24 protein-coding genes are annotated in these 12,453 nt (G+C 43.7%); all 24 read left to right on the plus strand.

Features of this window, described 5'->3' with window-relative positions:
* Positions 1–578, plus strand: a 578-nt coding sequence (locus HJV72_RS13225) for a hypothetical protein (protein ID WP_208071578.1), incomplete at its 5' end; no start/stop codon positions are given.
* Between the two features lie 24 nt (positions 579–602).
* Positions 603–1,289: a hypothetical protein gene (locus tag HJV72_RS13230; RefSeq protein ID WP_208071580.1), complete on the plus strand. Its 687-nt coding sequence runs from the start codon at positions 603–605 to the stop codon at positions 1,287–1,289.
* Positions 1,290–1,425: 136 nt separating this feature from the next.
* Positions 1,426–2,112 carry a hypothetical protein gene (locus HJV72_RS13235; protein ID WP_208071582.1) on the plus strand — a complete coding sequence of 229 codons (687 nt, stop codon included), beginning with the start codon at positions 1,426–1,428 and terminating at the stop codon, positions 2,110–2,112.
* A gap of 133 nt (positions 2,113–2,245) precedes the next feature.
* Entirely contained in the window at positions 2,246–2,938 is a 693-nt protein-coding gene (locus HJV72_RS13240; RefSeq protein WP_208071584.1) for a hypothetical protein, read from the plus strand.
* 53 nt (positions 2,939–2,991) lie between these two features.
* Positions 2,992–3,465, plus strand: coding sequence for a hypothetical protein (locus HJV72_RS13245; RefSeq protein ID WP_208071586.1), 474 nt, complete (start codon positions 2,992–2,994; stop codon positions 3,463–3,465).
* Positions 3,458–3,817: a hypothetical protein gene (locus HJV72_RS13250; RefSeq protein ID WP_208071588.1), complete on the plus strand. Its 360-nt coding sequence runs from the start codon at positions 3,458–3,460 to the stop codon at positions 3,815–3,817. Before HJV72_RS13245 ends, HJV72_RS13250 begins: the two co-directional genes overlap by 8 nt.
* A 16-nt stretch (positions 3,818–3,833) precedes the next feature.
* A complete protein-coding gene (locus HJV72_RS13255) occupies positions 3,834–4,103 on the plus strand; it encodes a hypothetical protein (RefSeq protein WP_208071590.1) in 270 nt (89 codons plus the stop codon).
* A 331-nt stretch (positions 4,104–4,434) separates the two neighbouring features.
* Entirely contained in the window at positions 4,435–4,752 is a 318-nt protein-coding gene (gene rpsJ / locus HJV72_RS13260; protein WP_004607300.1) for a 30S ribosomal protein S10, read from the plus strand.
* Between the two features lie 74 nt (positions 4,753–4,826).
* Positions 4,827–5,507: a 50S ribosomal protein L3 gene (rplC, locus tag HJV72_RS13265; protein ID WP_208071592.1), complete on the plus strand. Its 681-nt coding sequence runs from the start codon at positions 4,827–4,829 to the stop codon at positions 5,505–5,507.
* Between the two features lie 29 nt (positions 5,508–5,536).
* Positions 5,537–6,157, plus strand: a complete 621-nt coding sequence (gene rplD / locus HJV72_RS13270) for a 50S ribosomal protein L4 (protein ID WP_208071594.1) — start codon at positions 5,537–5,539, stop codon at positions 6,155–6,157.
* Positions 6,157–6,462 (plus strand): 50S ribosomal protein L23, encoded by a 306-nt coding sequence (gene rplW / locus HJV72_RS13275; RefSeq protein WP_208071596.1) that lies wholly within the window; start codon positions 6,157–6,159, stop codon positions 6,460–6,462. Before rplD ends, rplW begins: the two co-directional genes overlap by 1 nt.
* A gap of 195 nt (positions 6,463–6,657) precedes the next feature.
* Positions 6,658–7,500, plus strand: coding sequence for a 50S ribosomal protein L2 (gene rplB / locus HJV72_RS13280; RefSeq protein ID WP_208071598.1), 843 nt, complete (start codon positions 6,658–6,660; stop codon positions 7,498–7,500).
* A gap of 26 nt (positions 7,501–7,526) precedes the next feature.
* Positions 7,527–7,808, plus strand: coding sequence for a 30S ribosomal protein S19 (gene rpsS, locus HJV72_RS13285; protein ID WP_066572538.1), 282 nt, complete (start codon positions 7,527–7,529; stop codon positions 7,806–7,808).
* Between the two features lie 30 nt (positions 7,809–7,838).
* Positions 7,839–8,225 (plus strand): 50S ribosomal protein L22, encoded by a 387-nt coding sequence (gene rplV, locus HJV72_RS13290; RefSeq protein ID WP_004607294.1) that lies wholly within the window; start codon positions 7,839–7,841, stop codon positions 8,223–8,225.
* Between the two features lie 11 nt (positions 8,226–8,236).
* Complete coding sequence (gene rpsC / locus HJV72_RS13295; RefSeq protein ID WP_208071600.1) at positions 8,237–8,893, plus strand: 30S ribosomal protein S3; 657 nt, start codon at positions 8,237–8,239, stop codon at positions 8,891–8,893.
* On the plus strand, positions 8,893–9,330 hold the full coding sequence (gene rplP / locus HJV72_RS13300) for a 50S ribosomal protein L16 (RefSeq protein ID WP_006445002.1): 438 nt from the start codon (positions 8,893–8,895) through the stop codon (positions 9,328–9,330). The genes rpsC and rplP overlap by 1 nt, the downstream gene beginning before the upstream one ends.
* The gene (gene rpmC, locus HJV72_RS13305) at positions 9,320–9,529 is read left to right on the plus strand and encodes a 50S ribosomal protein L29 (protein ID WP_006445003.1); all 210 of its coding nucleotides are present in this window, start codon (positions 9,320–9,322) and stop codon (positions 9,527–9,529) included. Before rplP ends, rpmC begins: the two co-directional genes overlap by 11 nt.
* Positions 9,530–9,549: 20 nt before the next feature.
* Positions 9,550–9,804, plus strand: coding sequence for a 30S ribosomal protein S17 (rpsQ, locus tag HJV72_RS13310; RefSeq protein ID WP_006445004.1), 255 nt, complete (start codon positions 9,550–9,552; stop codon positions 9,802–9,804).
* Between the two features lie 19 nt (positions 9,805–9,823).
* A complete protein-coding gene (rplN, locus tag HJV72_RS13315) occupies positions 9,824–10,192 on the plus strand; it encodes a 50S ribosomal protein L14 (protein ID WP_208071602.1) in 369 nt (122 codons plus the stop codon).
* Between the two features lie 15 nt (positions 10,193–10,207).
* Entirely contained in the window at positions 10,208–10,519 is a 312-nt protein-coding gene (gene rplX / locus HJV72_RS13320; RefSeq protein WP_132277254.1) for a 50S ribosomal protein L24, read from the plus strand.
* Positions 10,520–10,542: 23 nt separating this feature from the next.
* On the plus strand, positions 10,543–11,082 hold the full coding sequence (gene rplE, locus HJV72_RS13325; RefSeq protein ID WP_066581209.1) for a 50S ribosomal protein L5: 540 nt from the start codon (positions 10,543–10,545) through the stop codon (positions 11,080–11,082).
* An 11-nt stretch (positions 11,083–11,093) separates the two neighbouring features.
* Positions 11,094–11,279 (plus strand): type Z 30S ribosomal protein S14, encoded by a 186-nt coding sequence (locus HJV72_RS13330; protein ID WP_006427396.1) that lies wholly within the window; start codon positions 11,094–11,096, stop codon positions 11,277–11,279.
* 133 nt (positions 11,280–11,412) lie between these two features.
* Positions 11,413–11,814: a 30S ribosomal protein S8 gene (gene rpsH / locus HJV72_RS13335; protein WP_049729977.1), complete on the plus strand. Its 402-nt coding sequence runs from the start codon at positions 11,413–11,415 to the stop codon at positions 11,812–11,814.
* Positions 11,815–11,900: 86 nt separating this feature from the next.
* A complete protein-coding gene (gene rplF, locus HJV72_RS13340; protein WP_208071603.1) occupies positions 11,901–12,443 on the plus strand; it encodes a 50S ribosomal protein L6 in 543 nt (180 codons plus the stop codon).
* Positions 12,444–12,453: the final 10 nt, after the last annotated feature.

Below are 12,453 nucleotides of genomic sequence, written 5' to 3' on the forward strand. Positions count from 1 at the left end.
AGGAGTTCATGGCGCTTGATGCAGAAGAACAGCTGGAGTATGTCGACAAGGTGGCGAAGTTGATCGGGAAATATATCCCGAACCTGTCGGTGCAGATGCTGGACGGGGAGATGAGGATACCGTTGGCAGATGGGCTTGTGCTGTATGGGGGAGTGGCAAAGCGCATAGGGACGGATCTGGAGAATCCCCATTCCGTAGATGTGGCCATATCAAAGAACAGGGAGATATTGGCCGATTGGGGAGTGAAGATTGGGAATCTGGAGGCGAAAAAGAGCGGTACAGAAACTGGTATTAAGTATTCTTTCGATTTGAACAGCAATTCGACTGCATATACAGAAATATTTTATTCTGCGAAAGAAGAATCGACAAAAATTGAGTGGGGAGCCACGACGGCTTATAGAGATAGATGTTTTGTTACCAGTAAAATCGGTCTGGAATTTCGACAGACCAAAACGGACTGGGAGGAGAGCCTAATGGAAGCTTACGAACTGGAAATTACAGATGTGCCAAAGGAAGTCTTGGAATTACAGGGTATTCTACTACCGATTCCAGTGGGAGTACCTGTACCAGTAATATAATTGTAGGAGAGGATAAGGAAAGGGATGGACAGGGAAAAAAGAGTCTTTGGATATATCGGTTTAACGGTTACGATACTGCTATTGCTATATATTATATACGCGTATGAACAAGGAAGCAAGTTGCTGCCGGTCAAAACAAATTTGTGGAACGATGAAGTGAAAATAGAACGCAAAATAAAAATTCCTGAAGGAAAAACGAAAGAGTTTATATTGCCAGCATTTTTGGTTGGTTTATATCATTCTTCAACTGGGACGATAGATGATTCAATCGAGGGATTAGAAGATGGAAATGAAGACCATTCGTGGTTTGAAAAGCTTGAAGACAATGGGGATGGAACCCTTACCATGACTGTGACCGGGAAACAATTGGAGCGCTGGATAAGCACAAGAGAACATGCCATAAACACAAGAATAGAAAATAATAGAGAAAAAAACATGGAGATAAAAATAAAAAAAGACTATACAAAAGTAACATACATAATGAAAGAAGGATACGAGACATCCTTCATGGGATGGGGGATGGATGCACAGGTTATTCTAGGAAGTTTATTTGAGGCACAAGTTTTTACGGGAGTGGCTCAGGAAGACTGTTATGTGCGTGAAGTGGTAAAGAGAGAAACAGATGGAAAAGTAATTATTGATACAGATTCCCAAAATAGATATTTTGAAATCACTGATGCAGAGTGGTACGGGTCAGGAGAAACAGAATAAGTATGGTAAGAATTGTGCACTTAAAATTACAGAATCACAAAAGAAAATCTATGAATCTCCAGGGGTTTTACTACAGTTATCGGTCAAAGTACCCGTGTCGGCAATATAATCATAATGGGCGGAGGGGGATAGAGAGATGGAGAAGATTAAAAGGGCCCTTGGATATATCAGCATGGCAGTCATGATACTGGTGCTATTATATGTAAAATATGCATATGAACGAGGACTGGAGCTATGGCCGGTTAAAACGAACCTGCAGCATGATGAAGTGAAGGTGGAACGCAAGATAAAGATTCCGGAAGGAGAGACGATGGAGTTTATACAGCCCGCTTTTCTGATCGGCCTATGCCAATCGTCCACAGAGACTCCCGAAGATGTAATGGAGGAACTGGAAGAAGGAAACTATGGACATGAGTTGTATGAAGAGGCCAAATTAAATGAGGATGGAACGCGCTCCATGACCGTGACGGGTAAGCAGTTGGAGAACTGGATAAGTACGAGCGAAGAGGCCATAAATAGGAGAATAGAGGCTAATAAAGATAAAGGCATGGAGATAAAAATCAATAAAGACTTTACAAAAGTAACGTATACATTAAAGAAGGGGTGTAAGAAATCCTCACTTGAGTGGCTCATAGATGCTCAGGTCATCATGGGATGCTTGTTTGAGATACAGTCCTTCACTGGTATAGCGCCGGAAGACTGCCATGTACGTGAAGTGGTAAAAAGGGAGTCGGACGGAGTGGTGATTATTGATGCAGTGTCTCCGGGAGCGTATTATGAGGTAACAGATGCACAGTGGTATGGGGAAGAAGAAATAGAGTAGGCATAGGTGGCTCAATAATCTTTAATTTACAGAATAACAAAGGCATTTATAGCTCTCCAGGGGCATTTCTACGGTTATCAGCCAGAGCACCTACGTCGATAATATAATCATAACGAGCGGAGGGGAAAGGGAGATGGAGAAGATAAAAAGGGCCCTTGGATATATCAGCATGGCAGTCATGATACTGGTGCTATTATATGTAAAATATGCATATGAACGAGGACTGGAGCTATGGCCGGTTAAAACGAACCTGCAGCATGATGAAGTGAAGGTGGAACGCAAGATAAAGATTCCGGAAGGAGAGACGATGGAGTTCATACAGCCCGCTTTTCTAGTCGGTTTATCCCAATCATCAACTGAGACTCCCGAAGATGTGATGCAGGAACTGGAAGAAGGAAACTATGGACATGAGTTATACGAAGAGGCCAAATTAAATGAGGATGGAACGCTCTCGATGACCGTGACGGGTAAGCAATTGGAGAACTGGATAAGTACGAGTGAAGATGCCCTGAATAAGCGAATAGAAGATGGATGGGATAGAGGGCTGGAGATAACAATAAATAAGGATTTTACAAAAGTAACATATATTTTAAAAGAGGGGTGCGAGATTACGTCGTTAGAGTGGGGAATGTACGCTCAGGTCATCATAGGATGCTTGTTTGAGATACAGCCCGTTACCGGTATAGCGCCGGAGGACTGTTATGTGCGTGAAGTGGTAAAAAGAGAATTAGATGGAGAAAAAATAACACTTATTGATACAAATACTGATAATAGATATTTTGAACTAACTGATGCACAGTGGTATGGGGAAGAACAGATAGAATAAGCTTAGCCGGATTTAATAAACGGTTATTCAAACGAAAAGGAGCAATCAGCCATATGAATATTAAAAATAAGGTAAAATTATGCGGTGATACACTTGATGCGGCGCTTCCGCCGGACTTTATACAAAGCGTCACAGGGAGGATGCCCGAAGGAGTGGAAGAGATATATCCGGATGTCGTGTTTGTCAATGATATGGAAGTTTATGCTGCCTTTAAGATGAGGCCGTCAGAGCCAAAAGGGATAAAGCAGTGCCTGAAGGAACTGTACTGGGTATTGAGCAAGAAAGAGTGCGGTTTTAGCAAGATTGGCATATGGGAAAAAGAGGTGCATGATATACATATGGGAAAATTATGTTACAGTTCTTTGTCTGGAGATGCCGGGTGGTTCCACATGCTTGTCACATTTGAAGCGTTCGGCAGGCAGTATCTTTTTGCAGGGTACTGTAATATAGAAGAAAGACACATTTGGGAGGCTGTATTTAACGATATCGTCGATACGATGGAGGTGAAGAGCGGACGAAATGGATAAGCATTGTGTAGAATACGAAGAGGGACGTAGGAAACTGGAGATTCAGCTGGCAGAGACGGAAGAAGAGCTCAAGAAGATAGAATACTGCCGTGAAGAGGCGCAGCAGCGGCACAGGGACATCTTTGCGCTGCTGGGACGTATTGTTAGCGAGGGGAACGGGGATGAATTCTCAGGAAGGATAGAAGGCCGTGCGGAAAGGATGCGTCGCTGTGCCGCCGCCGCAGAAGCGCAGATGGACGAGCACGTCAAGACGCTTCAAAAGGAATGCTGCAGGTTAAGAGAAACGATAGAGATATATGAGTTAGAATATGCAAAGGATGAAAGTGATGGAGAAAATAAAGAAAACCTTTAGTATTTAGAAGCAGCGTATGAAGGAGATGTATGCTGCCGTGCAATCGGAGGAGCAGGGTTTTGAAGGGATTGGAATTTGGGAAAACCGGATACATGATATCGATATGGTTAAACTATGCTACAGTTCAGAAACGGAAGGGAAGAGCTGGTTCCATATGATGGTTACGTTTGAATGTTTTGGCCGGCAGTATCTCTATGCATGTTACTGTAATTTGGAGGAAAGAGATATGTGGGAACCTGTATTTGATGACATAATCGAATCGACGGAAGTGAAAAAGGAATTATGATATTAAGGTTTGGGCCGTATGCGATAGGAGGTATTGTATCAAAAAAAATACAATATCTGCACAAAAAACCTTGCAAAAAGCGTTTGTTTCATATATACTAAAAAAGCTGTGACATTGATAGCGTAGAAGCGTGAGGTTGCTGCCCATAGACGGCAGGTTTTCCGTGGAGCGAATGTCAAGTTAGGAAACTGGCGACAAGTCACTGTACGAACTATAACGGCCACTGGAATGTGGTAACAACGTGTGAGTTTCTCACGACACACACGGGAGAGTGTACAGTCACCGCTTGTCGTACTGAAGTTATAAGTACGAAAAGGAGGCGACTTTTTTTATGGCAAGTCAAGTAATGAGAATCACATTGAAGGCGTATGATCATCAGCTCGTTGATGCATCCGCAAAGAAAATCATCGAAACTGTAAAGAAAAATGGATCACAGGTGAGCGGACCGGTGCCACTTCCTACAAAGAAGGAAGTAGTCACAATCTTAAGAGCGGTTCACAAGTACAAAGATTCCAGAGAGCAGTTCGAGCAGAGGACTCATAAGAGACTTATCGATATCATCACACCTACACAGAAGACTGTAGATGCATTATCCAGACTGGAGATGCCGGCAGGCGTGTACATTGATATCAAAATGAAAAACAAATAAGACGCAGTAATTCCTAAAATTTAGGATGAACGTCCATAGCGGCGTTCCGCTGTAAATCACAGGAGGTAATTATAATGAAGAAAGCTATTTTAGCTACGAAAGTCGGAATGACTCAGATCTTCAACGAAGACGGTTCACTTACACCTGTAACGGTACTTCAGGCCGGACCTTGTGTCGTAACACAGGTTAAGACGGCTGAGAATGACGGTTACGATGCAGTGCAGGTCGGCTTCGTTGACAAGAAAGACAAAACTGTCAACAAAGACAAGAGCGGGAAGAAAGAGATCGTTCACCGCCATGGAGTTACAAAAGCAGAGCAGGGACATTTTGCAAAAGCAGGAGTAACCGGCAAGAGATTTGTAAGAGAGTTCAAATTTGAAAATGCATCTGAATATGAGCTTGCACAGGAAATCAAAGCTGACATCTTTGCAGCTGGCGATAAGATCGACGCGACAGCGATATCAAAGGGTAAAGGTTTCCAGGGTGCAATCAAGAGACATAACCAGCACAGAGGACCGATGACACATGGTTCCAAGTTCCATCGCCACGCAGGTTCCAACGGTGCTGCTTCTGACCCGAGTAAGGTATTCAAAGGCAAGAAGATGCCTGGACATATGGGAAGCAAGAGAATCACGATTCAGAATCTTGAAGTTGTACGCGTAGATGCTGAGAACAATCTGCTCTTAGTAAAAGGTTCCGTACCGGGACCAAAGAAATCTTTAGTAACAATTAAAGAAGCAGTCAAAGCAGTCTAAGCTTGGACTCAGGAAGGAGGAAACTAGAGATGGCAAACGTATCTGTTTATAATATCGAAGGTAAAGAAGTTGGCACTATCGACTTGAACGATGCGGTATTTGGTGTGGAAGTAAACGAGCACCTCGTACACATGGCAGTTGTAAGTCAGCTTGCAAATAAACGTCAGGGAACGCAGAAGGCTAAGACACGTTCTGAAGTTTCCGGCGGCGGAAGAAAACCATGGAGGCAGAAAGGGACCGGTCATGCAAGACAGGGATCTACCAGAGCTCCTCAATGGACAGGCGGTGGAGTTGTATTCGCCCCGACACCGAGAGATTATTCATTCAAGATGAATAAGAAAGAGAAGAGGGCTGCTCTTAAATCTGCCCTTACTTCTAAAGTAGAAGAGAAGAAATTCATCGTTGTCGATGAAATCGCATTTGACGAGATCAAGACAAAGAATTTTGTAAATGTATTGAAGAACCTGGATGTATCTAAAGCATTAGTAGTATTAGAAGACGGCAATAGAAATGTTGAGCTGTCAGCAAGAAACGTAGCGGACATCAAGACGACAAAGACTAATACGATTAATGTGTATGATATCTTAAAATACAACACGGTAATTGCAACGAAAGCTGCTGTTGCCGGAATCGAGGAGGTGTACGCATAATGGCTGATATTAAATATTATGATGTAATCCTTAAGCCGGTAGTTACAGAGAAGAGCATGGAGCTTATGGGTGAGAAGAAATATACATTCCTTGTACACCCACAGGCTACAAAGTCTCAGGTAAAAGAAGCTGTTGAGAAGATGTTCGACGGTGCCAAGGTAAAGAGTGTCAACACGATGAACCGGGCAGGAAAGAAGAAAAGAGTGCGCGGTACGATGAAGTTCGGTATGACTGCAAAGACAAAGAAAGCAGTTGTCCAGCTTACGGAGGACAGCAAAGATATCGAGATTTTCGAGGGGCTGTAGGCACTGGACACTTGACGAAAGTCAAGCGTCGGCGCCAACTTGAGTCTAGTGAGAAGGCCGTTCCCAAGCATTAGTGAAGCCGGGCCGGAGGCGTAAGCTGAACTTAGGCGCACGGAACTGGAGATTCATTAGAGGTACCCTGACCATACGGATAGCAACCGTGACATTAAACAAGTATTGAAAGGAGAAGTAATCATGGGAATCAAAACATATAACCCATATACGCCTTCCAGAAGACAGATGACTGGGTCTGATTTCGCGGAAATCACGAAGACAACTCCAGAGAAATCTCTGTTAGCTCCAAAGAGCAGACAGGCAGGACGTAATAATCAAGGTAAGATAACAGTTAGGCACCGCGGAGGCGGAGCTAAGAAAAAATATAGAATCATCGACTTCAAGAGAAAGAAAGACGGTATTCCGGCAACTGTAGTAGGAATCGAGTATGATCCGAACAGAACAGCCAACATCGCACTGATCTGCTACGCAGACGGCGAGAAAGCCTATATCCTTGCACCAGAAGGATTGAAAGCGGGCATGAAGGTCATGAACGGTCCTGAAGCAGAGGTGAAAGCCGGCAACTGCCTTCCTCTTTCTGAGATTCCGGTAGGTACGCAGGTCCACAACGTGGAGATGTATCCGGGAAAAGGCGGACAGCTTGTCCGTTCCGCAGGCAACAGCGCTCAGCTGATGGCCAAAGAAGGAAAATATGCAACTCTGAGACTTCCGTCAGGGGAGATGAGAATGGTCCCAATCATCTGCAGAGCATCTGTAGGCGTCGTAGGAAACGGAGACCACAACCTGATCAACATCGGTAAAGCAGGACGTAAGCGCCATATGGGCTTCAGACCTACCGTACGTGGTTCTGTCATGAACCCGAATGACCATCCACACGGTGGTGGTGAAGGTAAGACGGGAATCGGACGTCCGGGTCCATGTACACCTTGGGGCAAGCCAGCACTTGGTCTTAAGACGAGAAAGAAAAACAAAGCTTCTAACAAGATGATTGTAAGAAGAAGAGATGGTAAAGCGATTAAATAATTCAGTTTTCAAGGAGGTTAGAACTTATGTCACGTTCTATTAAAAAAGGACCATTCGCAGACGCAAGCCTGCTCAAGAAGGTTGATGCAATGAACGCAGCCGGAGATAAGTCTGTCATCAAGACTTGGTCTCGCCGTTCTACAATCTTCCCAAGCATGGTTGGACATACAATAGCCGTTCATGACGGAAGAAAACATGTACCTGTATATGTGACAGAGGATATGGTCGGACACAAGCTCGGTGAGTTTGTTGCGACAAGGACATACAGAGGACATGGAAAAGACGAAAAGAAATCTAAAGTAAGATAGTAACCATATATTCGAAAGGAGGGTTCATCCATGGCAAAAGGACACAGATCCCAAATCAAGAGAGAGAGAAATGCTAACAAAGACACAAGACCTTCTGCAAAGTTATCTTATGCAAGAGTTTCTGTCCAGAAAGCATGTTTCGTATTAGATGCCATCAGAGGCAAGGATGTAACAACAGCGCTTGGTATTTTAACTTATAATCCAAGATATGCTTCCAGCTTAATAAAGAAATTATTAGAATCTGCAATCGCGAATGCTGAGAACAACAACGGCATGAACGCTGAGAACCTTTACATTGCAGAAGCTTATGCAAACAAAGGACCAACAATGAAGAGAATCAGACCTAGAGCGCAGGGAAGGGCTTACAGAATTGAGAAACGAATGAGCCACATCACACTTGTGCTTGATGAAAGATAAGGAGGGCAGACATGGGACAGAAAGTTAATCCTCATGGTTTAAGAGTCGGCATTATTAAAGATTGGGATTCTAAGTGGTATGCAGAGAAAGAATTCGCCGATTACCTTGTGGAAGACCATGAAATCAGAACGTATCTTAAGAAAAGATTATACAGCGCAGGTATCTCCGGTATTGAAATCGAGAGAGCATCCGACCGCGTGAAGATTATCATCTATACAGCTAAGCCAGGTGTCGTGATCGGTAAAGGCGGATCTGAGATTGAGAAAGTAAAAGGTGAGCTTAGGCAGTTCACAGATAAGAAATTGGTTGTAGACATCAAAGAAATCAAGAGACCGGACAAAGATGCTCAGCTCGTGGCTGAGAACATTGCGCAGCAGCTGGAGAACCGTATATCTTTCAGACGTGCGATGAAGTCCTGCATGTCCAGAACTATGAAATCAGGAGCGCTCGGTGTTAAGACTTCCGTATCAGGAAGACTCGGCGGAGCAGATATGGCCCGTACGGAGTTCTACAGCGAGGGTACGATTCCTCTTCAGACACTGAGAGCAGACATTGACTACGGATTCGCTGAGGCTAACACTACCTACGGCAAAGTTGGTGTGAAGGTATGGATTTACAAAGGCGAAGTTCTTCCGGAAAAAGCAGCAAAGGAAGGGAGCGATAAATAATGTTAATGCCAAAAAGAGTTAAACGTCGTAAACAATTCCGTGGTTCCATGAAGGGAAAAGCGCTTCGTGGAAACAAGATTACAAACGGTGAATATGGTATCGTTGCCATGGAGCCCTGCTGGATTCGTTCCAACCAGATAGAGGCTGCCCGTATCGCTATGACACGTTATATCAAGCGTGGCGGTAAAGTATGGATTAAAATATTCCCTGATAAACCTGTAACTACGAAACCAGCTGAAACACGTATGGGTTCTGGTAAAGGAACCTTAGAGTACTGGGTAGCAGTTGTCAAGCCAGGCCGCGTCATGTTTGAAATCGCGGGCGTATCCGAAGAAGTTGCAAGAGAAGCGCTTCGTCTGGCTACTCACAAGCTGCCATGTAAATGTAAAGTAGTTTCTCGCGCAGACTTAGAAGGCGGTGATAACAGTGAAAATTAATGCATTTGTAGAAGATTTAAAAACAAAATCAGCTGCAGAGCTGAATGAAGAATTAGTAGCTGCTAAGAAGGAACTTTTTAACTTAAGATTCCAGAACGCAACAAACCAGTTAGACAATACAAGCAGAATTAAAGAAGTAAGAAGAAACATTGCCAGAATTCAGACAGTAATTACCGAGAAGGCAAATGCTGCGGAATAATCCGGAAAGGAGCTTAAACTGTGGAAAGAAATCTTAGAAAAACCCGCGTGGGCAAGGTTGTCAGCAATAAAATGGATAAGACCATAGTAGTTGCAGTAGAAGATCATGTAAAACATCCGCTTTACAAGAAGATCGTAAAGAGAACATACAAGCTGAAAGCACATGATGAAGCAAATGAATGCAACATTGGCGACAAAGTAAAAGTTATGGAAACAAGACCTCTGTCTAAAGACAAGAGATGGAGACTTGTAGAAGTTATGGAAAAAGTGAAATAGTATAAGGAGGGAAACCTGCATGATACAGCAAGAAAGCAGACTTAAAGTAGCAGACAATACAGGTGCCAAAGAGTTACTGTGCATCCGTGTGCTTGGCGGCTCGACAAGAAGATATGCAAGCATCGGCGACATAATCGTTGCGACTGTTAAAGATGCAACACCAGGCGGCGTTGTTAAAAAAGGCGATGTAGTAAAAGCTGTAGTTGTTCGTACTGTATACAGTACACGCCGTAAAGACGGTTCTTATATCCGTTTCGACGAAAATGCTGCTGTTATTATAAAAGATGACAAGACACCAAGAGGAACCCGTATCTTCGGGCCAGTAGCAAGAGAGCTCCGTGAGAAGCAGTTCATGAGAATTGTATCTCTGGCTCCGGAAGTACTATAAGGAGGTGCGCGTAAGATGTCAATGTTAAAAATTAAAAAAGGCGACACGGTAAAAGTGATTGCCGGTAAAGATAAAGACAAAGAAGGCAAAGTAGTAGCCGTTAACCAGAAAGACGGTAAGGTTGTCGTTGAAGGAGTCAACATGCTGACAAAGCACACGAAACCCAGTGCTTCTAATCAGAATGGCGGCATCGTCCATCAGGAAGGGCCTATCGATGTTTCTAATGTAATGTATGTCCACAAGGGTCAGGCCACGAGAGTCGGATTCAAGATGGAAGGCGACAAGAAAGTACGTTACGCTAAATCAACAGGCGAAGTGATTGATTAATTTGAGGAAGGAGGTCCATGACTTTGAGTAGACTGAAAGAACATTACCAGAACGAAATCGTCGAGGCGATGAATAAAAAGTTCGGTTATAAAAATATTATGGAAGTGCCAAAACTTGAAAAAGTTGTTATCAACATGGGTGTTGGCGAGGCAAAAGACAATGCTAAGATCTTAGAGTCGGCAGTAGCTGACCTGGAGAAGATCACAGGACAGAAAGCAGTTATCTGTAAAGCAAAGAAATCTGTAGCGAACTTCAAGTTAAGAGAAGGAATGCCAATCGGATGTAAAGTTACTTTAAGAGGAGAAAAGATGTATGAATTTGTTGACCGTCTGATCAACCTTGCATTACCTCGTGTACGTGACTTCAGAGGGGTCAACCCGAACGCGTTCGACGGCAGAGGAAACTATGCCCTTGGAATCAAGGAGCAGCTCATCTTCCCTGAGATTGAATACGATAAGATAGATAAGGTGAGAGGGATGGATATCATCTTTGTTACAACTGCAAAGACAGACGAAGAGGCGCGTGAATTGTTAACACAGTTCAACATGCCATTTACAAAATAAGGAGGTAAATTATGGCTAAGACAGCAATGAAAGTAAAACAGCAGCGTAAGCAGAAGTTCTCCACAAGAGAATACAATCGTTGCAGAATCTGCGGACGACCGCACGCATATTTAAGAAAATATGGAATCTGCCGTGTTTGCTTCCGCGAGTTGGCATATAAAGGACAGATCCCAGGCGTTAAGAAAGCAAGCTGGTAGGCCGAAAGCGACTTAGTGAAAGCGAGCCGTCAGGCGAAGCTCGAACTTAGTGCAAGGCCGTTCTTGGAGCTTAGCGACACATCTATGTGAGCTTAGCGAGAAGAACTTCCACAAAAAAGGAGGTATAGGATAAATGACTATGAGTGATCCAATCGCAGATATGCTTACGAGAATCCGTAATGCTAATACTGCCAAACATGATACAGTAGATGTACCTGCATCAAAGATGAAGACCGCTATTGCGAACATCCTGTTAGATGAGGGTTATATCCAGAAATACGATATCGTAGAAGACGGCGTGTTCAAGACAATCCACATCACGTTAAAATACGGTGCAGACAAGAATGAGAAAGTTATCACAGGGCTTAAGAGAATCTCTAAACCAGGTCTTCGTGTGTACGCTAACAGTGCCGAGCTTCCTAAAGTATTAGGCGGACTCGGAACGGCAATCATATCGACAAACCAGGGCGTCATCACAGATAAAGAAGCAAGAAAGCTCGGCGTAGGCGGAGAAGTATTGGCTTTCATCTGGTAGCATGCAATGGGTGAAAGAGGTAATGCAACTGAAAACAGAGCGGGCTAAGCTCCCGTTCCGAGAATTTAAGTTAAGGAGGAACAGGTATGTCACGTATAGGAAGACTGCCAATTGCAGTTCCGGCAGGTGTAACTGTTGAGATTGCAGAGAATAATAAAGTGACTGTTAAAGGTCCGAAGGGAACCCTTGAAAAAGAGCTTCCTGTAGAGATGGAAATCAAGCAGGAAGGCGATACAATCGTTGTTACAAGACCGAACGACTTGAAGAAGATGAAATCTTTACATGGTCTTACAAGAACACTCGTCAACAACATGGTTGTAGGCGTAACGGACGGATACCAGAAGGTTCTGGAAGTGAACGGTGTTGGATACAGGGCGGCAAAATCAGGAAACAAGCTGACATTGAATCTTGGATACTCCCATCCGGTAGAAATGACGGATCCGGAAGGTGTTGAGACGGTCATGGAAGGCCAGAACAAGATCATCGTCAAAGGTATCGATAAAGAAAAAGTAGGCCAATACGCAGCTGAGATCAGAGACAAGAGAAGACCGGAGCCATACAAGGGCAAGGGTATCAAGTATGCTGATGAAGTTATCAGACGTAAAGTTGGTAAGACTGGTAAGAAATAAATAAGGAGAG

The organism is Extibacter sp. GGCC_0201, from assembly GCF_017566055.1.
GTDB lineage: Bacteria > Bacillota > Clostridia > Lachnospirales > Lachnospiraceae > Extibacter.